20 protein-coding genes and 1 pseudogene are annotated in these 21,242 nt (G+C 59.0%); 7 read left to right on the forward strand and 14 right to left on the reverse strand.

The genetic code is table 11. The features are described 5' to 3' along the window. The first annotated feature begins 147 nt into the window (after positions 1-147). Positions 148-1,389 carry an MFS transporter gene (locus ACR1XY_RS08160; protein WP_480592002.1) on the forward strand — a complete coding sequence of 414 codons (1,242 nt, stop codon included), beginning with the start codon at positions 148-150 and terminating at the stop codon, positions 1,387-1,389. Here the strand turns inward: ACR1XY_RS08160 and hslV are convergent. Continuing rightward, positions 1,381-1,938, reverse strand: a complete 558-nt coding sequence (gene hslV / locus ACR1XY_RS08165) for an ATP-dependent protease subunit HslV (RefSeq protein WP_480592004.1) — start codon at positions 1,936-1,938, stop codon at positions 1,381-1,383. The genes ACR1XY_RS08160 and hslV overlap by 9 nt on opposite strands. A gap of 197 nt (positions 1,939-2,135) precedes the next feature. Here hslV and ACR1XY_RS08170 point away from each other — a divergent pair, with 197 nt between their 5' ends. After that, positions 2,136-2,330 carry a DUF1127 domain-containing protein gene (locus ACR1XY_RS08170; protein ID WP_480592006.1) on the forward strand — a complete coding sequence of 65 codons (195 nt, stop codon included), beginning with the start codon at positions 2,136-2,138 and terminating at the stop codon, positions 2,328-2,330. 57 nt (positions 2,331-2,387) lie between these two features. Here the strand turns inward: ACR1XY_RS08170 and ACR1XY_RS08175 are convergent, their stop codons facing one another. The 10 genes and pseudogenes from ACR1XY_RS08175 to regB form a co-directional block, all read right to left on the reverse strand. Next, positions 2,388-2,750 carry a Lin0512 family protein gene (locus ACR1XY_RS08175; RefSeq protein ID WP_480592008.1) on the reverse strand — a complete coding sequence of 121 codons (363 nt, stop codon included), beginning with the start codon at positions 2,748-2,750 and terminating at the stop codon, positions 2,388-2,390. After that, positions 2,747-3,097: a Lin0512 family protein gene (locus tag ACR1XY_RS08180; protein ID WP_480592010.1), complete on the reverse strand. Its 351-nt coding sequence runs from the start codon at positions 3,095-3,097 to the stop codon at positions 2,747-2,749. The genes ACR1XY_RS08175 and ACR1XY_RS08180 overlap by 4 nt, the downstream gene beginning before the upstream one ends. A gap of 66 nt (positions 3,098-3,163) precedes the next feature. Continuing rightward, positions 3,164-3,502: pseudogene (trxA, locus tag ACR1XY_RS08185) on the reverse strand (thioredoxin); the annotation flags it as partial. Between the two features lie 42 nt (positions 3,503-3,544). Then, on the reverse strand, positions 3,545-6,904 hold the full coding sequence (gene addA, locus ACR1XY_RS08190) for a double-strand break repair helicase AddA (protein WP_480592012.1): 3,360 nt from the start codon (positions 6,902-6,904) through the stop codon (positions 3,545-3,547). After that, entirely contained in the window at positions 6,901-9,828 is a 2,928-nt protein-coding gene (addB, locus tag ACR1XY_RS08195) for a double-strand break repair protein AddB (protein WP_480592014.1), read from the reverse strand. The genes addA and addB overlap by 4 nt, the downstream gene beginning before the upstream one ends. Continuing rightward, positions 9,821-10,507, reverse strand: coding sequence for a nucleotidyltransferase family protein (locus tag ACR1XY_RS08200; protein WP_480592016.1), 687 nt, complete (start codon positions 10,505-10,507; stop codon positions 9,821-9,823). Before ACR1XY_RS08200 ends, addB begins: the two co-directional genes overlap by 8 nt. Next, entirely contained in the window at positions 10,504-11,508 is a 1,005-nt protein-coding gene (locus ACR1XY_RS08205) for an aminoglycoside phosphotransferase family protein (protein WP_480592018.1), read from the reverse strand. The genes ACR1XY_RS08200 and ACR1XY_RS08205 overlap by 4 nt, the downstream gene beginning before the upstream one ends. Next, entirely contained in the window at positions 11,505-11,978 is a 474-nt protein-coding gene (tsaE, locus tag ACR1XY_RS08210) for a tRNA (adenosine(37)-N6)-threonylcarbamoyltransferase complex ATPase subunit type 1 TsaE (RefSeq protein WP_480592020.1), read from the reverse strand. Before tsaE ends, ACR1XY_RS08205 begins: the two co-directional genes overlap by 4 nt. Before the next feature lie 41 nt (positions 11,979-12,019). Beyond that, a complete protein-coding gene (locus tag ACR1XY_RS08215; RefSeq protein WP_480592022.1) occupies positions 12,020-13,525 on the reverse strand; it encodes a PAS-domain containing protein in 1,506 nt (501 codons plus the stop codon). 60 nt (positions 13,526-13,585) lie between these two features. Continuing rightward, positions 13,586-14,983, reverse strand: coding sequence for a sensor histidine kinase RegB (regB, locus tag ACR1XY_RS08220; protein ID WP_480592023.1), 1,398 nt, complete (start codon positions 14,981-14,983; stop codon positions 13,586-13,588). A 92-nt stretch (positions 14,984-15,075) separates the two neighbouring features. On the opposite strand from regB, the gene ACR1XY_RS08225 reads away from it, so the two are divergent. Beyond that, positions 15,076-15,696 (forward strand): SCO family protein, encoded by a 621-nt coding sequence (locus ACR1XY_RS08225; RefSeq protein ID WP_480592025.1) that lies wholly within the window; start codon positions 15,076-15,078, stop codon positions 15,694-15,696. 76 nt (positions 15,697-15,772) lie between these two features. Next, positions 15,773-16,327: an ActR/PrrA/RegA family redox response regulator transcription factor gene (locus tag ACR1XY_RS08230; protein WP_058283361.1), complete on the forward strand. Its 555-nt coding sequence runs from the start codon at positions 15,773-15,775 to the stop codon at positions 16,325-16,327. A gap of 49 nt (positions 16,328-16,376) precedes the next feature. On the opposite strand, the gene ACR1XY_RS08235 is transcribed toward ACR1XY_RS08230, so the two are convergent. Continuing rightward, positions 16,377-16,946, reverse strand: a complete 570-nt coding sequence (locus ACR1XY_RS08235) for a CHAP domain-containing protein (protein ID WP_480592027.1) — start codon at positions 16,944-16,946, stop codon at positions 16,377-16,379. A 225-nt stretch (positions 16,947-17,171) separates the two neighbouring features. Further along, on the reverse strand, positions 17,172-17,765 hold the full coding sequence (locus tag ACR1XY_RS08240; RefSeq protein ID WP_480592029.1) for an HD domain-containing protein: 594 nt from the start codon (positions 17,763-17,765) through the stop codon (positions 17,172-17,174). Between the two features lie 205 nt (positions 17,766-17,970). Here ACR1XY_RS08240 and ACR1XY_RS08245 point away from each other — a divergent pair, with 205 nt between their 5' ends. Together ACR1XY_RS08245 and ahcY are read left to right on the forward strand one after the other, a co-directional pair. Then, the gene (locus ACR1XY_RS08245) at positions 17,971-18,285 is read left to right on the forward strand and encodes a hypothetical protein (protein ID WP_480592031.1); all 315 of its coding nucleotides are present in this window, start codon (positions 17,971-17,973) and stop codon (positions 18,283-18,285) included. Between the two features lie 101 nt (positions 18,286-18,386). Further along, positions 18,387-19,775 (forward strand): adenosylhomocysteinase, encoded by a 1,389-nt coding sequence (ahcY, locus tag ACR1XY_RS08250; protein ID WP_480592033.1) that lies wholly within the window; start codon positions 18,387-18,389, stop codon positions 19,773-19,775. Between the two features lie 57 nt (positions 19,776-19,832). Here ahcY and ACR1XY_RS08255 read toward each other — a convergent pair whose 3' ends face one another. Beyond that, positions 19,833-20,480 (reverse strand): DUF899 family protein, encoded by a 648-nt coding sequence (locus tag ACR1XY_RS08255; RefSeq protein ID WP_480592038.1) that lies wholly within the window; start codon positions 20,478-20,480, stop codon positions 19,833-19,835. Between the two features lie 198 nt (positions 20,481-20,678). Between ACR1XY_RS08255 and ACR1XY_RS08260 the strand changes: the two genes are divergently transcribed. Further along, entirely contained in the window at positions 20,679-21,020 is a 342-nt protein-coding gene (locus ACR1XY_RS08260; protein ID WP_480592040.1) for a DUF2853 family protein, read from the forward strand. The last annotated feature ends 222 nt before the right edge of the window (positions 21,021-21,242 follow it).

A 21,242-nucleotide genomic window follows, 5' to 3' on the forward strand; every position in this document is an offset into this window, starting at 1 on the left:
ATCACCGCTGAGGCGAAAACAACCAAGCCTTTTTCATTGGCAGCGTTGGTTAGCAATGCCCTACCCGGTTTGCAAATGCTTTCCATAGGTGAAACGCGGGCGTTCTGTTACATTGTTTTCAAGGCGTTGAACGTCAGGAGCGCGGACATGACGAAAATTGCCAAGATCACCTTGCTGTTTGTGGTGTTTGTCGACCTGATCGGACAGGGGCTTGTCTTTCCGATCATCAACTCGCTGATCATGGAGACGAAATCCGGTTTCCTGCCTGACAACACGCCGGATGGCCGACGCCATTTCTATTACGGGCTGGTGATTGGGTGTTTCTTTCTGTCGTGGTTTCTGGGAGTGGTCTATGTCTCTAAGGTTTCGGATTCCATCGGGCGCAAGAACGCGCTTTTGGTCTGCTTGTGTGGAGCGCTGGCGGGCTATGCCATCACCATCGCTTCGCTCTATATGGACAGTCTGCTTCTGTTGATCCTTGGGCGGTCGATCACCGGGTTCACGGCCGGAAACCAGCCCATCGCGCAGGCGGCGATGATTGATGGCAGCACCGATGCTGCCGATCGAGACCGAAACATGGGCTATATCGTGACCGGTGTCAGTTTTGGCCTTGTTGGCGGCCCGATCATTGGCGCTGTTTTGTCGGACTCGGCTCTGTTGGGTAGTATTGCCACGCTGAAAACCCCTTTCTACGGTGCATTTATTCTGGTGCTGATTGCCATCTTCCTTGTTCTGACATTCTTCAAAGACACGCGCACAGAACGCACAGCCTTTGTCTTCCGCCCCCGCGACATCACCGACAGTCTGATCGCGGTGCGCGGGCATCCGATGGTTCTGAAAATCCTGCCAGTCTATTCGTTCTTCATGATTGCCAATGTCACATTCTACGTGTTTGTCGACAATTTCCTGACCAGTCGCTTTGGCTATGGCGTGATCGGCGGCAGCGTGGCGATGGTGGTAATCGGCTTTGCGCTGGCCTTTTCCAGTACCTTCCTGGTGAAACCGGCGCAGGAGAGGTTCAGCAAGCACCAGATCGTCTATACTTCGCTAATCGTCATGGTGATCTGCGGCTTTGCCTTCGCCTTCAGCCCCAGCGGCGTGCTGAGCTACGTGCCGGTCTTCTTCTTCTATTTCTTCTTCGGAGTTTCTTACCCGACCCTGCTGGGCTTGTTTTCGTCCAGCGTAAGCGAGACGGATCAGGGCTGGGTCATGGGTGTGACCACGGCGGTCTTCTGCCTGGCCGGAGGGATAATGTCCCTGATCGGCGGCGGGTTGATGAGCATCGATATCCGCGTGCCCTACTACATAGTGATCATCGCCGCGATCATTGGCCTGATCGGGATGCATCGCCGCTGGAAAGGGAAAGAGATCAAGGCGCTTTTAGCCTGAAATAGTCTCGACCGTCAGATTGCCGTTGGTATAGACGCAGATATCTGCGGCGATCGCCATCGCCTCACGCGCGACCAGTTCGGCCGGTTTGTCACCGTCCATCATCGCACGGGCTGCGGCCAGAGCGAAATTGCCGCCCGACCCGATGGCCGCCACGTTGTGTTCCGGCTCCAACACGTCCCCTGCTCCGGTGATTACCAGCAGATCCTTGCCATCGGTGACAATCAGCATCGCCTCGAGCTTTTGCAGGTACTTGTCGGTGCGCCAGTCCTTGGCCAATTCGACTGAGGCGCGGGCCAGTTGACCGGGCGTGGCCTCAAGCTTGGCTTCCAACCGTTCCAGTAGAGTGAACGCGTCGGCGGTCGATCCGGCGAACCCGGCGACGACTTCGAACCCGCCCGGTGACAGGCGGCGGACCTTGCGGGCGGTGCCCTTGATCACAGTCTGACCCAGGCTGACCTGTCCGTCGCCGGCAATCACCACGTGGCCGCCTTTTTTGACGCCAATGATCGTTGTGCCGTGCCAACCGGGAAATTCGCTGTCTGCCATCAGGGCCTCCGTTCTTCGCTGGCATCCTATATGGGCCGGACCCGCCCGCAGCGCAACAGTTCACAAACTGCTCAAAAGATATGCAAGAATCGCAAATCGGGGTTACCGGACTAGCAATTGTGAGTCGCGCCGCCTGGTCCTAAATGAGGCTTACAACCGACGAAGGGTCGGCTGTTTCAGTTTGAAGGAATGCGCAAATGGCAACCACCGCAAATATCCATGCGCCGCTCGGAGCAGCTACCATCCTGCATGTAGTGGACGCGTTCACCGCAGCTTTCGAAAAAGCTGCCGAGTGGAATGAAACCCGCAAGACACGCAAAGTTCTGTCGGAACTGAGCGACGCACAGCTGGAAGATATCGGCCTGTGCCGCGCGGACATCAAGAATATCTGATCCGCGATCAGTACGACCGCAAAAGATGAGCCGCTCATTCGAGCGGCTTTTTCTTTGTCACACCAGTTTGTATTGACCCGAACGGTCAGGCAAGAAGGCCTCAATCGCAGCTGTTGCTACAACATGCCGGGTACCAGCTTCGGCGTCTTCTATATCCAGACCGCCTTTAACGGCCCGCACCTCGGCTCGGCCGCGGGGCAGATCAGCGGCTATTAGTTCACAATCCACACGTTCCGGTTCCTGTGCGCCAATCGTGACCATCACGCGCATTTCGGAATGGTCGATACCCAGCTTGGAAAACAGGGTGATCGACGAATGATGCAGCGCGTCCTGCACCGCCCGCCGTGCCGCCTTGGTGTAATCCTGCTCATACAGGTCGTTGCCGGTGCCCATCTCAAGTATGATGCGTTTTTCGGTCATCCCACGGGCTCCATGTCGAACGAGACAACGATGGCCGCATTGGCAATGACTGTGCGTCCCGCGGTATGCGGTTTTTCGATATCCAACCCGCCCTGCGTGACGGTGATATTCGGCTGGCCATAGGGAAAGATGGCTTTCAGCGCGTCCTGATCCACCTGATCGGGTTTCTGCACCCCAATCTCGGCGTCGATGACCATCGCTTCTTTCGGGAAGTCGAACAGCTCGGCCATGTTGACCGAATTGTGCCACAACGCGTCTTTGATCGCCCGCAGCGCGGCCTCAGTATAGTCTTCCCGCCGCAGCGAGGTGCCCATGCCGAATTCCACAAGAACCCGTGTTTTTGCCATTTGATCCTCTGGCGTAAAAAAGGCGCCCAGTGCGGGGCGCCTTTGATCTGTCTGCATCGAAACGGATCAGATGGATTCGTCGATCCAGCTTTGCAGCGCAGCCTTCGGGGCGGCACCTGCGCGGTTCGAGACAACCTGACCGTCCTTGAAGATGAACAGCGCCGGGATGCCGCGCACGCCCATGGCGGCTGCCGCGTTCGGGTTGCTGTCCACATCCACCTTGGCGATCTTCACTTTGCCGCCGTATTCAGCGGCCAGCTCTTCCAGAGCGGGGCCGATCTGCTTACAGGGGCCACACCATTCGGCCCAGAAATCGACAACAACGGGGATGTCGGAATTCTTGACTTCGGCGTCAAAGGTATCGTCGGTTACGGCTACGGTCGACATTTTCTGTCTCCTGAATGGGGTAAACTCGGGAACAGAACGTAGGGGCCGGGCATGGCAAGGTCAAGATATATGGGTGCGGGCCAGTGCATCCGTCACAAGATCGTGTGGCAACCACATAAGCTCCGCCGTTCGTGTCCAAAGGACTGCCGTTCGGATTTCTCGACCCGGATAAATCTGGGCCAGCGCATGCGCATAAGCCCCCATCTGCCTCAACAGGCCTTCGGGGCAGGCCGATGGGCTGCTGGGAACCATGGCATTTGATTTGAAATCAACCACCTGCACTTCGGTGTCCGTCACGATCAGCCGGTCGATCACCCCGTGCATCCGCCGCCCGCTCAGCTCGGCAGTCACCGGAACCTCGGCCAGTGCGTCGCCCGCAAAAACGGCTTGCAGATGGTCCGCTGTCAGCACGTTTTGCGCCTCGGTCAGTAGCTCTTGCCGGTCCACTTCCTGCATATCGGGCAGAACCCGGGCGCAGAGCTGAGGCCAGTTTTTTTGCGTATCCGACGACAAGTGTTCCAACAGCAGGTGCAGACGCGTACCGCGCAGCTTGGCGGCCTCTTCATCCTGACCGGTATCGCCGGGCAACGCCTTGGCCCCGCCCAGATCAGAGGGGCTGAGCGTTTCAGGTGCCGGCTCCGGTGCCGTGGCGGTGTTCAGGAACTGGTCCGGCAGCGGAGTTTGGGCAACCTCGGCCGCAGTGTGTTCCACAATCGGCAGCGCGTCCCAATCCGCATGGGACAGGCGCAACGTGTCAGTCTCTGACAGTTGAGTGGCCCCTGCCCGCGCCATCGCCGCCTCGACCATCTGATACCAGCTGGTTCCGTCCTTGCCGACATCCCCGGCCGCGCCCACGATTAACCACTTTTCAGCACGTGTTAGAGCCACATACAGAAGCCGAAGCCGTTCATTCTCCTCCCTTGCCCGCGCCTCGGTTCGTGCCTTGGCGATCAGGGCTGGCGATGCGTCCGCAGGCACTTTCCACAGTGGCGTGCCCTCACTCACCATGATCTCGGCGTCGCGCGGAGCCTGCCGTTTGCCGGTGTCCGGCAGGATCACGATCGGCGCCTCCAACCCTTTGGAACCATGCACCGTCATCACCCGGATCATGTTGCCGACGCCGCTCATCTGCCGCTTGATTTCCAGATCGTCTGTCTGCATCCAGACAAGAAATCCGGTCAGGCTGGGGATATCGGTGCGTTCATAAGCCAGCGCCTGCGACAGCAGCGCGTTGATGCCATCCTCGGCCTCGGCCCCCAGACGCCCCAGCAGTTTACGCCGTCCGTCATGGCGGGTCAGGATTCGCTCGATCAGGTCATAGGGGCGCAGGAAGTCGATTTGACCGCGCAAGTCGTTCAGGATTTCCAATGTTTTCGGAAACTCCTCGACGCGCTGGCGTAGTGCAGCCCACAGGAATTGCTCCTGCCGCCGATGCGCTAGGTCGAAAAGTTGCTGTTCGCTCCAACCAAACAAGGGTGATTTCAGCACGGTCGCCAGCGACAGGCTGTCCTCGGGCGTGGCCAGAAAACTCAGCAGCGCGGCCAGGTCTTTCACGGCCAGTTCGGCGCCGACTTTCAGGCGGTCAGCCCCGGCAATGGGCAGGCGCAGGGCCTTGCACGCTCGGATGATCTCGGCAAACAGATCCGATCGGCGCTGCACGAGGATCAGGAAATCCCCTGGTTGCACCTTGCGGCGTACAAATGTGCCTGGCGGGTCGCCATCCTCAGGGATCGTCTCTCCGCGGTCGATCATGTCCTTGATCGACCGGGCCACCTTCTCGGCCAGAATGACGGTGTGGTGCCGTGCGCCGGGGCGATCGACCGGATCAGTCCAGTCGCCATCATCGTCTTCTTCGACTTTCTCGACCACTGGCCACAGATCAACCCGACCGGGCAGATCAGCTTTGAAGGCACGGTGCAAGCTGTCCTTGTGAAACCCGGCCTCGGCGCGGTTCTCGAACAGAATATCGACCAGCGACAGGATCGCGCTGGAGGATCGAAACGAATACTCCAGCGTCGAATCCCACAGTTTAGAGCCTGATTCTGCCAGCCTGCGCCCAAACTCGGCCTGCATCCGATCAAAAGCCTGCGGGTCGGCGCCCTGAAAGGAATAGATCGACTGTTTCTTATCGCCGACGACGAAGATTGTGCGCTCGACCCCGGAACGGGCCCCTTCCCCGCTGGTGAATTCCTGCGCCAGTTTTTCAACCACGTCCCATTGGTCGGGGCTGGTGTCCTGAGCCTCATCGACCAGAATGTGGTCGATGCCACCGTCCAGACGGTACAGCACCCATTCCGCCACCGCCGGGTCGTTCAGCACTTGCCGCGCGCGCAGGATTAGATCGTCGAAATCCAGCCAGCCGCGCAGCTGCTTGCGGCGTTCGTATTCCGGCAGGAAGGCGGCGGCAAAGCGGTGCAGCACATGGGTTTTGCGCGCCGCAACCAGCGCCAACCGCTGCTCTCGCGCGGCCTCGATGCGCAGCATGAAGGATTCCAGCTGCGGCATCTGTCCGGCCAGCGCCCCTTCGCGCAGGGCCTTGGTGGGAAAGCTGTTGATCTTGGCGGTAAAGGGTTCCTTCGCGGATTTCCCGGTCAGAAACACGCTTTCCAACACGGTCAGGCTGCTAATCCGCGCCTCGGTGAAGGCCGACAGTTTGGCAGCCGCTTTGGCGTTGTTGCCGCCACTTTCGGTTAGTGCTGGCAGGATCGAGCGGATAAGGTCAACCTCACCGCCCAGAAAAACGCGGGCCTGCAGGGTGTCTTCATCAAGCCCCTCCGGCAGGTCGAACCGTTGCTGCAGGTCGCGCCAGTCCAGCGGTTGCGCAAACTGGTTGCGTTTATGAGTGATGGCCGCGGTCAGGTTTTCAAACCCGGTATCGGTGACGAATCGCGCGACATCCTCGATCAGCGCGGCTTGCGGGCCTTCGGCGAAATCTTCCACGATTTCTTCCCGCAGCAATGCCGCTGCGCGATCCTCCATTTCCGAGAATTGTGGACTGACCCCGGCCTCAAGCGGAAAACGGCGCAGCAGTGAGGCGCAGAACGAGTGGATCGTCTGAATCTTCAACCCACCCGGCGTCTCGATGGCGCGGGCGAACAAGGTGCGGGCCTGCGCCAACCTGTCGGGGTCAATGACGCCCGGCACGCCCAGGTCGGTCAGTTGGGCCAGCAGCGTACTGTCGCCCAACATCGCCCACTCACCGAGCCGCTTGAACAGCCTGTTCTGCATCTCGCTGGCGGCGGCTTTGGTGTAAGTCAGGCACAAGATGTGCTGCGGTTGCACCCCACCCAGCAGCAACCGCGCCACCCGATCGGTCAAAACCCGCGTCTTGCCCGAGCCGGCATTGGCCGCCAGCCAGGTCGAGGCGTCGGGCCGTGCGGCCTGCACCTGCCGCTCGGTTGCGTCGTTGCGTGCACTCATTTCAGCACCTCTGGATCGGTCTCATCGGTGCGATCCCATTCGCCGAAGCGGGCCAGATGGTCATAGTCGCCGATGTCGGTGTCTTTGTGCAGCATTCGGCGGGATGTGAAGCCTTGATCAGGCTCTAAATATGCGGAAACAAGCTCTGTCAGCTCGGCAAGAACCTTGTCGGGCGGTTCCTTGGCCAACGGGGCTGTGACCTCTTTATACGTGCCGCCCATGCCAATAAAGAAAGCCTCGGCCACGGGGATCGGGTCGATTCCGTCGATGGCGCCCCGCTCGGCCATCGCAGCTTCGATCAGCAGTTGTTTGTCGAACTTGGCTTGCTGGCTTTCGGTCGGAGGCGTGCCTGTCTTGTAATCCACAATCCGCAGCGCGCCGCGACTGTTGTGGTCGATCCGATCCGCCCGGCCTGCGATGGTGAAATCCACAGGGCTCAGCACCAGTTTCATCGCGGCCTCAAAGGCCACCGGACCTCCGTCGCCGCGCCGGGCGGTTTCGGCGGTCAGAAAGTCGTCGGCAATGCGTTCCAATCGCGCCAACCAGAGTTTGCGGGCCGTGGGCCAGGCCACATGTTGATCCAGCAGTGTCTCGGCCCGTTTCAGGAAGTTCTCGCGGGTCAGCAAGGCGCTGTCAAAAACACTGTCCTTGATGAAATGTTCGAGGATTTCGTGGATGACAATCCCGCGCAACAGGGCATCCGGGGCCTGAACCAGAGGGTCCAGGGGCCGCAGCCGCAGCACATGTTTGGCATAGATCGCGTACGGGTCGCGGATCAGGCGTTTGATTTCGGTGACGCTCAGACGGCGCGGACGTGCGGTGATCGGCGGGCGTGGAGACGGGCGCGGTGCCGGGTCGATCCGGGGCGCGGCTTCAAGTTGTTCCGACCAACGCAGGTACGACTGTCCACGGCCACGCATCGCCGACAAAGCCACAGGGCCACCCTGCCCCGGCAAACCCTGCAATAGGTTCGTCATCCGGTTCAGCCAGCGCGAAGGCACAGTTTCGGCGTCGTCCGACCGGGTCGCGCGGGTCAGCCAGACCTCGGGCGCGCCGACAGCCTGTTGAAAGTCGTGGGCTGACAGGCCAATGCGGCGTTCGGGCAGCAACAGCCCGGCCTTGTCGCGCATCTGGCGGTTCAGCCAGGGGTCAGGTGCAGCGGCTTCGGGCCAGCTGCCTTCGTTGAGGCCCCCAAGGATCAGCAGTTCGGCGCCCTGCACCCGTGCCTCAAGTGTGCCCCAGATCATGATATGCGGATGCGGCGCGTCGCGGTCGCGGACCTCTTCCCCGGCCAGCAAGGCACCCAGCAGGTCCGCGAAGTCGTGGGCAGTCATCGGGCCACCATGTTCAGCCTCATCCTCTAGCGCTGTCAGAACCGACAGTGCCTTTTGACCCGCGTTTTTCTCCCACAGCGGGCCGGTTTCGCCTTCGCTACCGGCGGAAATCGCCTCGGCCAAACTCCGCAGGCGCGTCACCCAGTCCGACAACGGCAGTTCGTCGTTCACATTCTGGTCGCAGAAATGCGTCGACAGCCAGCGCATCCAACTCTCGGGCACCTCTTTGCGGATGGCGAACGCGGTCAGGCTGGCGCTGTCAGGGTATGGTGGGCCGTGACGCCGCAAATCCAGTTCAAGATCGCGGCTATGCAGCAGATGTGCACCGCGATCACCGCCACCATGGCAGAGCGGATGTTTAAGCAGGGTCAGCAGCGCCTCACCTTCCAGCCGCCGGGCGAACAGACCTGCCACATGGCGCAGGAATCGGCCCGGAGGTGACAATTGCAGCGGCAGGCCCGCACTGTCATCAGGCAGGATGTTCCAACGATCCAGCGCGGCGCTGACCTGACGGGTCAGCATCCGGTCCGGGGTGATCAGTGCGGCGGTCTGGCCGGTTTCAGCCGCTTCGCGCAGTCGCAGCGCGATGGCCAGCGCCTCGGCCCGGGGGGATTGCGCCTCGACCAGTGTCAGGTTTTGCGTGGCATCGTCCAGATCGGTCAACTGCGGCCCTTCGGACATCCAGGCATCAGTGATCGGAGCGGGACGTAACGCCAGTGAAATCAATTTGTTGCGGGCAGGTGAGGGCGCGGGATCATCGGTCCAAGGTTCGATCTGACCAGGTTGCATATCAAGCCGTGCCATCAGCTTGCGGAACCGGTATTGCGGGTGATCTTCTGACGTCAGCGCCTCGTCCAGCCCCTGCCAGACGTGATCCGGCTGATCGAAATCGTAGCCGGGCAGAATCAGAGCGCCTTGGGGCAGGCGCGCGACGGCCTCCATCAGCATCAGCGTGGTGCCGCGCGACCCGGTTGAACCCGCAAGGATCACGGGATGCAGCGGCGGTGCCACCTGCCAGCGGTCGATCAGGTTTTCCACCACACGCCGTTGCCGCGCCTGAACGTCCAGCGCATTTGGGCCGGAGTCGATGATTTGATCGGCAATCCCAATGAACTTTTGCGCGCGTTCCCAATGCCCGGACATGTCGCTGACATCCAACTGCCGGATTGCATCAGGCAAAACGCCTTCACCCTGCATCTCATCAATCAGCGCGGCCAGACTGTCGGACAAGTCGAACAGAGAAGACCGCGCCGCTAGATCCGGCTGCTGTTCCAACAACTTGGCGACTAGTTGCGTCAGTTTCAGCCGGAGCCGAAGCGGTGGAATGGCGGGTGGGATTTGCGCCAGATCGACGCTTTCGCCTAGATCGGTGACCAGTGAAAGACGCGGCAGCAGGCAAGCGGGCCCCTGATCGAACAGATCCCGTACGCGGCGGGCCATGCGGCGGGTGTTCACGACAAGCTGAATACGTGCCAAGGCCTCGGGTGGGTGTTTGGTGCCGCGTAGGTGAAGCCCATCCACCAGTGCTTTGGGAAAATCTGATCCGGGCGGTACGGCAAAGACACGAGGTGTGGCGCTGGGCTTAAACATCCGAAATCAGCCCCTCGGCCAATGTAATCCCTTCGGGTCGTCCTACATCGCACCAGCGGCCGGGATAAGTAGCCGCGAACAGGCGACCTTGGCTATGCATGTGATCCCAAAGCTGGTTTAGCGAGAACGCCTTATCCGGTATGGCCATCAGACCCTCGGTCTTGAGAATCTGCGTCCCGCCATAAATCAAACCGGGACCACGGGTGATCCGGCCTTCGGCATCGGCGGTGAAATCACCTGTGCCGGAGTACCCGACGGTCTGGTCGATAGGTACGCACATCAGTAACGCATCCATTCGATCGGGATCCCACGCATCGCGCAGCAGGGTCAAAGGGTTCGGCCCGGCCCAAATCGCATCGGTGTTCAGGGTGAATACCGGATTCGCCCCCAACAGGGGTAATGCGGCGCGCAACCCACCTCCGGTTTCCAGAATCTCGGGTGCTTCCCGGGACAACAGGACACCTTTGGGGGCCAGATGGGCCTCAAGCTGATCGGGCAGATAGTGCAGATTGGCCACGACACGATCCGGACCCAGATCATCTACCAAATCTAGCGCATGATCGATCAGGGGGCGGCCTGCGACCTCGATCAGCGGTTTTGGGCGGTCTCTGGTCAGCGCGGCCATGCGGGTGCCAAACCCGGCGGCAAACAGCATCACGGCTTCGGGAAGTCGGGTCATGTCTGTCTGAGCCTGTCCAGGTTTTCCGGTGTTGGCGCGGGCAGGGCCGTACGTAGCAGATCAGCTATGGTTGCAAGTGCCGGGTGGTCCAGATCGCGCATCAGATGTGCCCACGTGGCCGGGATAAAATCAACATACTGAGGTTTACCGTATTCCGTCGCCAGACGGGCAAACACGCCCAGAATTCGAAGGTTCCTTTGCACCCCCAGGACGGCATAGGCGGTGCGGAAATCGTGATCATTCACCCCGGTCGCGGCGATATAGCGGTTGACCATTCGCATCTCGGTGCCCGGGGCTACGTCGCGGCGGACATCCTGCAGCATCGACACAAGGTCATAGGCCGGATGGCCCAGCATGGCGGTCTGGAAATCCAGCAAACCCACGCGTTTCACGCCTTTACGGCCCGGTAACCAGACCATGTTTTCGGCGTGGTAGTCGCGCTGGATCACCACTTTGGTCCCCGAGGTTTCCTGGTGCAGAATGTCCGAAAAACGGTATTCGAACTGTTGCCGCGCGCCCGTGTCGTGCTGACCCAGAACCGCCTGCGCGTATTTGGTGAAGGACAACGCCGCCAGCTCGGTCATCAGGGATGGGCCGTATGAGGGCAAAGACAGGGTGGGGGCCTGATGCAGCGCAATCAAAACGTCGGTTGCGGCCTCGTATAGCTGCCGCTCCATCATTGGGTCTTGCCTCAGAACGCGGGCAAACAGGTCGTCGCCCAGATCTTCCAGCAGCAGAAAGCCGAATTCCGTATCCTCGGCATAAATCTCGGGCGCGCTGAGGCCGATAGAGCGCAGGTGGTTTGCCATACGCACAAAGTTTTCGACCGGCTCGGCCTTCCCCGGAGGGGAGTCCATCAACACGGCGGTCCGGCCGGTTTCGGGATCGGTCAGACGCTCGTATCGGCGGTTCGAGGCATCCCCGGCCAGTGGCGCACGCCTTGCGTTGGCCCACGGTGTTTGTGCAATCAGCGCCTCGGCCAGCACAGCGCGGTTCGTCATGCGGCGCTCTCCATCTTGCGGGGCCATTTCGGATCGGACCACGACAAGGTCAGATGGCGGCTTTCCATCGTATCAGGATTTGTTTCAAAGCTAAGTTTCAGGGCAGTTTCAGGGGTCAGAGGACCCAGCTTGTCGGGCCATTCGATCAGACAGATGGCTGTATCAAATGCCTCGGTCAGGCCCAGCTCCTCGATCTCTTCCACGGCGCTCAGCCGGTAGAGATCGCAATGCCAGATCTCGCCCGCCGGTGTGTCATAGGCCTGCACCAGCGTGTAGGTGGGCGAGGGCACATCCTCGGGCTCAGTCATCAGGGATTGGATCAGGCTGCGGGCGAAATGTGTCTTTCCGCTGCCGATTACACCTTCAAGCAGCACCACGTCGCCGGGGCGCAATTCCGCCCCCAGCCGCGCGGCGAATTGCGATGTTTCTTCGGGCGAACTCAGGGTGATCGAACGAGGGTGCAACGTCATGGCGCCACAATGACCTCAGGCCCTGTCGGCTGCAACCCGGTTCAGGCGCTGATTTGGCGGATAGGCTGTGTTGTCGCAAGCTCCTCCACCACGAACCGGACAATCGTTGCGCCGTTCTGCATCGGGCTGACGACACAGGTCAGATCGGTGCCGTTGCGCATACGTATCTCACCCGACCATTCGGCGCGTTTGTCGCGCATCCCGACAAAGTCGCGAACCTCACCCAGCAGCGGTGTGGCGGCACATTGGTCCTGCCAGCTACGGGTCACGTCCAGCACGGAATCCGGTTCGAACCCGGTCTCATCAGAAGCCCCCCACAATTCTTGATAGGCGCGGTTGGTGAAGGCCAGCGTTCCGTCATCGCCGAACACCGCGATTGCATCGGCCAGCTTGTCCAGCACCGATTGCATCAGGTCCATTTCCGAGCGGAACCGGCGGGTCAGGGTAATCTCGGCGGTGATATCTTCGAACAGGAACGCCACCGCACCGTCGGGATGCGGGCGCCCGCTGACCGAATAGACCGATCCTGAAGGCAGCGACCAGGTTTCCTGATAATTCCCGTCCTCGGCGGCCTCGAGCAGATCATTCATCTGGCTGCGCCAACTGCGGTAATTCTTGGGTTCCGGCATCATGTGCTGATCGCGCAGCCGGTCGAAAAAGCTGGACAGGCTGGGGCGGCAACTGAGGAAGTCCGGGGGCAGGGTGGTCAGGTCAATCAGCGCCGGGTTGAACAGCGCCAGTTGCCGGTTGCGGTCGAAAATCGCCAGCCCGATAGATAGCTGGGCAAAGGTTTTCGTCATGGTCTGAACGAATTTGCGCTGGGCGGTTTCAGCGGCAACAATGGCATTGATATCAACGGCATAGCACAGGTGGCCTTCGGGGTGATCGACCAGCGTCAGGTCAAACCACAGCTTGTTCTCACTGCTCTCGGACGAGATAGAGATGCGGGTTTTTGCACCCAACCGCGCATCCCCGTCCGCGCCGGGAAACAGCGGCGCGGTCAGGTCGGTGTCGGGACCACGGACCTTTCTGACCAATGTGACATAGGCAGCATTGCACCAACGGACATTGCCTTGATGATCCAGCAGCCAGACAGGATACGGAGCGTGCTCCATCGCCAGACGGATCGGATCCTGCGCATCGCGCTGGACCAGGGTGGGGCGTTCGGCGCTGTCGCGAAGCTGAACGCGGACGATGCCGTCAACCCATTCGCACAGAATGTCCCGCTCGACGGTGCAGTCGATCGGGGGAATGACCAGCGAGCCCTGATGACGAATTTGGTCGGGGGTTTCGGGAAAGCTGGGAAAATCCCGCTTTAACAGGCGGCGCAGGTCGGGCCAGTCGCGGACGGCTTCGAACCCTTCGAGCGCGATATCGGAATGGCTGATCAGGCGGTTGCCGTCGAACAGAAACACCGCATCATACAGCGATGCGGGCGTGGACAATCCGAAATTGTCACCCTTGTGCCGTCGGCGGGGCAGAAGCCATTGTACGGCCAGGCTGGCAGACACCAGACTGATCGCGGCCAAAATGATCCAGTCGACCATGCGACCTCCGGAACTTATACCGAAGAAACTATGCGTGTTAATGGTTAACGGGGTCTTAACTCAGACCTGGATTTGCTGGTTCTCACCCGACGGAACGGGGGTGTCGCCAGTCTGGGCATCCACCATATTGCGCGGCCACGACACACGAACAATCGCGCCTCGGCGCTCGGGATTGTCACATAGGGTTTGGTATGGGTCCGCGCCGTTTGCAAAATCCAGCTCGGCGCCGCTGCGTTCCAGCAGGGTCTTGGCGATGAACAGGCCCAGCCCCATGCCCTCATATTCCGGGCGGGTTCTTTGATCGTTCTCGACCCGGCGGCGGCGCATGAAAGGGTCTCCGATCCGGCCAATCATCTGCGATGGATACCCGCGCCCGTCATCCATGATGTTAACGGTGATCTGATCCGTGCTCCATTCGGCCTCGACCCAGACGTTTGCGCGGGAAAAGTCCACCGCGTTCTGGATAAGGTTGCGCAGCCCGTGAATGATCTCGGGCTTACGCAGGATCGAGGGTTGTTGCACATCGCCATCCCCGGCCGGACCTTCGGAAAAGTGCACGGTCTTGCCCCGATGAAGGTGCGGCTCGGCGGCCTCATGCACCACGGTGGACAGGGGTGCCTGCCGCAGATGCAAGTCGTCTTTGCCAGCCCGGCCCATATCGCGCAGGATATCACGGCAGCGGTTGGCCTGTTCGCGGATCAGAGCGGCGTCGTCCTTCAGGTCGGGGCGGTCATCCAGTTCTTCGATCAGTTCGGAACTGGCCAGTTTGATGGTGGCCAGCGGCGTGCCCAGCTCATGAGCTGCTGCTGCGACCACGCCGCCCAGATCGGTCAGTTTCTGCTCACGCGCCAGGGCCATATGCGTGGCGGCCAGCGCCTCGGACATCGATTGCACCTCAGCGCTGACGCGGTGAGAATAGGCCCCGATGAACACGATCGCGATGACAACCGCCGCCCAGTTGCCGAACAGAAGCATATCCGGAATCTGCAGTATGAGACCCTGTTCGGTGCGCAATGGAAGGTGAAACTCAGCCAGTAAGCTGGTCAACACGATTGCCACTGTACCAACAATCAGAGTTGAACGCGTGCTCATAACATTGGCCGAGATTGTCACTGGTCCCAACAGCAACAGGGCAAAGGGGTTGTTCAGGCCGCCGGTCAGGTACAACAGGATCGCCAGTTGCGACAGGTCGAACAACACCATCAGAAAGTTTTCGAATTCGGTCAGGCGCTTGTTTTTCGGGAACAGCAGAATGGCGGTCGTGTTGCCCATGACCGAAATACCGATAGCCAGATAGCAAAGCGCCAACTCCAGCTGCACCTGAAAATACTGCTGCGCAACAGTGATGGCGGTAAACTGACCGATGATGGCCACCCAGCGCAGCAGGATCAGCGTGCGCAGGCGGATCCAGCTACTGCGTTCCTGACTGCGCCATAATGTGATGTTGGAAATTGCCATCGGTCTATTATGTCCTGTTGCATCGGCTGATCATCTTGATAGGTGTCCGCGTCGAAACGATCAACAACCCCTCTCATCCCAGGATTGATGCCATGATCCGTCTTTACGCCATCCTTGCAACCGTTGTTCTGGCCGTCGGTCTGGGCGCCATGTGGCTGCTGACGCGAGGGGCGGGATCGAACGATCAGTTCGCACAATGCCGTTCGGCGCAGATCGCGGGCGGTACTGCTGCAATTGGCGGCCCGTTCGAGCTGGTCAACGGCAAGGGTGAAACGGTCACCGACAAGGACGTGATCACCGAACCGACATTGGTCTATTTCGGCTATACGTTTTGCCCCGATATCTGCCCGTTCGACATGTCGCGCAACGCCGAGGCCGTCGATATTCTGGCCGAGCGTGGCCAATCGGTGACGCCGCTGTTTATTTCGATCGACCCGGATCGTGACACGCCGCCGGTGGTAGATGACTTTGCCTTCAACCTTGGCGGCAAGACCATCGCACTGACCGGATCGCCCGAGCAGGTCAAAGCCGCCAGCCAAGCCTACAAGACCTATTACCGGGCACATGACAAGAGCGACGAATACTACCTGGTCGACCATTCCACCTTTACCTACCTGGTGACGCCCGAGCACGGTTTCCTCGAGTTTTTCAACCGCGACGACACCGCCGAGCAGATGGCCGACAAGGTTGGATGTTTTCTGGACAAGCTCTGATGCGTTTGACCTTTGAAATGGCGCTGCTATTACTCATGTTTAAGCCAAAGGCGTGAAATAGCGGAAAGAACAGAATATGGCGGACAGCTCTGACCTCGATATCGGCCCCGATAAATCCCTGCTTCTGGTGGATGATGACGAGCCGTTTCTGAGACGTCTTGCCAAAGCGATGGAAAAGCGCGGGTTCGAAGTTGAAACCGCAGGCTCCGTCGCCGCAGGCCGCGCAATATCCACCGCCCGTCCACCAGCTTACGCGGTCGTCGACCTTCGGTTGGAGGATGGCAACGGTCTGGATGTGGTTGAAGTGCTGCGCGAAAAGCGCCCCGACAGCCGGGTAGTGGTTCTGACCGGATACGGCGCGATTGCCACCGCAGTGGCAGCGGTAAAGATCGGCGCGACCGATTACCTGTCAAAGCCCGCCGACGCCACCGACATCACCAGCGCATTGCTGGCCAAGGGCGACGAACTGCCCCCGCCGCCGGAAAACCCCATGAGCGCGGACCGTGTACGCTGGGAGCATATCCAGCGTGTCTATGAGCTGTGTGACCGGAACGTCTCTGAGACCGCGCGGCGTTTGAACATGCACCGTCGGACATTGCAGCGGATTTTGGCGAAGCGTAGCCCGCGATAGTGAGCAGTATATTGGGTTCGATCTGAACAGGTTTCTGTTCAGAGGATATTCATTTAGTCTTCTTGTCAGAGTTCGGATAGATGAACCCGTTCACTGGGTACAAGCTGCCATACTGACCCGGAAGGCTTTCGACCCGAACCAGCGTCCAGTCATTGTGTTTGGATACGTCCTTGACCCCCATTTTCAAGGACACCTTGTTTCGGTGCCAGTTGGCGTGGTTCACAATGACTTCCCGGTCGGTGACAACATTGGACACGACAGCCACATGGCCAAGCGGCATCCCGTGGGTCGCCCGAAACGACATGACCGCGCCCACAACCGGCTCACTGCCTCGATCAAAAGTACTGCGCGCCTTACCCCACCAGTCCTTTGCGTTGCCGCGAATTTCGATACCGCTGAGGCTACGTGCGTAGGGAACACACCATACCCTTTGCCCCCTGGCCTGTTTTTGCGAGACCTCGCGCAATGCCATCGATTGGCGTACAGGATCGAGTTCCGCATTGGTTGGGCTATCGGTGCAGGCAGAGACCAGACCAAAAAGCCCCAACGCAATTGCGGTTCGGGCGGAGCCGGACAAGCGCGGCCAGCGCGTGTTCGTTTTGCGTACGCTGTTTTTCAAGAAGCTCTATTGCCCGTTGCAAGACAAATGGGGTTGTACGGTGACTTTACGGGTTGTGAAAAGAGGCCCGACTATTCCAAGGCAAGATTTCGCCGGTTCCTCGTTCCGCGATTGAGAAGACACCTGAATGAGCAGAAGCGTAAGTTGCATCTTTAATGTCTAGTACCGGGCTTGAAAACATAGCCCACTATGGGAGGAGAGCCGACATTGGAACTGGTTTGTATACTATAGCAAGGATATCAACGCCTCATGCCGTGCCATATACGCCTCTCGTACCTCAACTGGAGGCCTAAGCGTTATCCTTAAACCCTCCATCACCGCCCGATCCGGGCGACCGAAGAACTTCGTCGCTTCAGCCTCGGAGAACCCCGCGATTTGGGTGGCTTCCATCCAGGCGCTGATCTTGTCGGCCTTTTTGATCTGACGTTTCACCGTTTTCGGCACTGCAGCGGGCAGGCCAAAGCGGATGTGGATTGCAGCCGCCAACCGGTCATCCAGCGCGCCGTAATCGGGGCCGACGGCGGATTTCACCGGTGAGATCATATCTCCGATCACATATTCCGGCGCATCATGTAACAAGGCCGCGAGCCGCCATTTCACCGGTGTTTTGGGGGCAATCCGGCCAAAAAGCTCTTCGACCAGCAGGGAATGTTCGGCCACGGAATAGGCGAAATCGCCAGCGGTTTGGCCGTTCCAACGGGCTACAAAGGCCAGTCCGTGGGCGATATCTTCGATTTCGATGTCCACAGGTGTCGGGTCCAGCAGGTCCAGCCTGCGCCCCGACAGCATTCTCTGCCATGCCCTAGGTTGTGTTGCCATTCTGCCATACCATGTGAAGTTGGACACGTTAGTTTCGCGCTTTTGTGTTATGATGTACCTGTCGAGATCACCAGCTGCCAACTTTTTCTTGACCGGACGTGCTTTGAACCAGCGCGTGGTGATACCGACATTTGTGCTGAGGGGGGCGCATGCTCCTCCTGGTGTGCCCCTCTCGGAACGTAACTCGTATCGAAAGGAGCTAGCTATGTTTAAGCGACTGTTTGGAATCACCATGGCCTTTGGAATGGCCGCCACTGCCCCACCCGCATTTGCCCAAAGTTGTGCACAGCGCGAGCACGTGATCGCCAAGCTGCAGGACAGCTATTCAGAAGAGCTGGTCTTTGGCGGATTGCAGAAAACACGCGGTGCGCAGACGATCATGGAGGTCTGGACCTCGAAGGAAACCGGAAGCTACACGGTTCTGGTGACCCAGGCGAACGGCATTAGTTGTATTGTCGCCGTTGGCACAGATTTTTTTGAAGCGATCCCGAAGATTAGGCTAAAGGGTCAACCCAGCTGAATTGAGCGGCGGAATACCCCGTTTCCGGCCAATAACGTTGCCACCTGCCCCAAGGAATGCTAGGGGCAGCCGGAACGTGATTTACCTCAATGGAGCACCTGATGGCCGGGGACTATATCGTTAAAGACATTTCATTGGCCGGGTTCGGCCGCAAAGAGCTGGATATTGCTGAAACCGAAATGCCAGGTCTGATGTCCCTGCGCGCGGAATATGGCGAGAGCAAGCCGCTGAAAGGCGCACGGATCGTCGGCTCGCTGCACATGACCATCCAGACAGCTGTGCTGATCGAAACACTGGTTGCGCTGGGCGCGGATGTGCGCTGGGCGTCGTGCAACATTTTCTCGACGCAGGACCATGCCGCCGCCGCGATTGCCGAGGCAGGCATCCCCGTCTTCGCCATCAAAGGCCAGACGCTGGAAGAGCACTGGGATTACCTGGACAAATCCTTCCTGTTCGACGAAGGCCCGAACATGATTCTGGACGATGGCGGCGACGCGACGCTGTACATCCTGCTGGGCGCACGCGCCGAAGCGGGTGAAGACATCATCCCGGTTCCCGGTTCGGAAGAGGAAGAGGTCATCAAGGCCCAGATCGCCAAGCGCATGGCAGCAAGCCCTGGCTGGTTCACCAAGATGCGTGATCAGATTCAGGGCGTGTCCGAGGAAACGACCACCGGCGTGAACCGCCTGTATCAGTTGGTCAAAGACGGTCACCTGCCGTTCCCGGCAATTAACGTGAACGACTCGGTCACCAAGTCGAAATTCGACAACAAATACGGCTGTAAAGAATCACTGGTCGACGGTATCCGCCGCGCCACTGATACCATGATGGCCGGCAAGGTTGCAGTGGTTTGCGGCTACGGCGACGTAGGCAAAGGTTCGGCCGCATCGCTGCGCGGCGCTGGTGCCCGTGTGAAAGTGACCGAAGTTGACCCGATCTGCGCCTTGCAGGCTGCGATGGACGGGTTCGAAGTTACCCTGCTGGAAGACGAAGTCGCCAGCGCGGATATCTTCATCACCACCACCGGCAACAAGGACGTGATCCGCATCGACCATATGCGCGCGATGAAGGACATGGCTATCGTCGGCAACATCGGCCACTTTGACAACGAGATTCAGGTGGCCAGCCTGAAGAATCACAAGTGGACCAACATCAAAGAACAGGTGGACATGATCGAGCTGCCTTCGGGCAACCGCATCATCCTGCTGTCCGAAGGCCGTCTGCTGAACCTCGGCAACGCCACCGGTCACCCATCCTTTGTGATGTCGGCCTCGTTCACCAACCAGGTTCTGGCGCAGATCGAACTGTTCACCAAGGGTGACGAGTACGAAAATAAGGTCTACATCCTGCCCAAGCATCTGGATGAGAAAGTGGCCCGCCTGCATCTGGACCGCATCGGTGTCAAACTGACCAAGATGGACAACGAGCAGGCCGCTTACATCGGCGTGAAGCCTGAAGGCCCGTACAAGCCCGAGCATTATCGTTACTGATTTCCGTTTCTGTCGGAAATGAAACGGCGGCCGGTTGGCCGCCGTTTTCTTTTGCAGTCAGCGTAGCGATGGTATGAAGTCACCTCGGCCCTGCGGAGTGAAATCCAGTATGTTCCACAGGGGCCAGGCCGCATCCACATGCCGCGGATGCCATTCGCTGGGCTCAAAAAACAGCTCAGAACTCCAGAAATGAGTGATACTGCCTTGATCGCGTTGAAAGATATTCAGGATCGGTAATTGGCTTCCGTCCTCAGCCTGGGCCAGATAGTCGTGCTGATAGTCTGTACCAAGTGCGGAATAGAGCGGCAGATCGCTCCATCCCATCTTGGTTTTGAGACCAACCAGTTTATCCGGTGTGTTCTGAGCCACTACTGCAAAGGCAATATTCTGGGAAATATGCGTCACTTGCCCATTCAACCCATCCAGGAAGGCTGAGCACATGGGACAGGGCGACTGTGCTTCCGGACCGTACATGAGGGAGTAGACGGCCAGCGTATCATGAGAACCGAACAGAGAAGACAATTTTACAGTCTCACCCCGTTCTGATCTGAAAGTATAGTCCTGCGGAACCTCCCCTCCTTTGGGAAGGCTGCGCCGCAGGTTTGCGACATTCTCGACACTGGCTCTTAGTTCGGTTTCTGCCTTCAGCAAGGTGTTTCGGGCAGCTCTGTATTGCGGGCTCTCATTTGGTAGCGACACGGGCATTTTGTCCTCCTGATTCCAAGTGGCAACATTATTTAACTTAATTGTTAAATAATGTCGTGCGAAAATCAAGCCGAGGATGTACCGCGTGATTTTAGGGGGGAATGCTGGAGAATTTTCCCTTTGTGCTATTTTTCGCACCCGTTACCGTGTTCGCGGCGCTGGTGTAGCCAGAAACCAATATTGAACCAGGAGATGACAATGGGAAAACGCGACGAGTTGATCGCCAAATACGCTGCAGATCTGAAAGACAAATGCGGGATGGACGCTGATATGGACCTGCTGACCAAGGTTACCATCGGCTGTGGTCCGGCGATCTATGACGCCGACGCGTCAACCGTTGCGGCCACGCAAGAAGGCGAGCTTGAGACGGTCAAGAACAACTTCCTCATCAAGAAACTGGGCTTGGCTGATGGGCCCGAACTGATGGAAGCCATAAATAAAGTGCTGGAAACCTATGGCATGTCCGAGCGCAACAAGCACCGCGCCGTGGTCTATTACATGCTGACCAAGCATTTCGGCAAAGAAGCCGTCTACGGTTAAACTGTTCGTTTTCAACTGAAACGCCCGCCTCCCCATCGGCGGGCGTTTCGTATTTGAGCTGTTTTTTAGGCACTTGGTATTTGAAATGCCTGCTGAAACCCGGCTAGAGTCAAAGTGTGACCAGGACGGTCAGAACCAGAGATTTCCATACGCGTGTGGTGAGTAGGGAGCACGCGGGGGTAGGGAAGGTTCTGCATCCGTCAGAGCCTTCCCTTTTTTTCT

This window comes from Ruegeria sp. AD11(2025) (assembly GCF_056542405.1).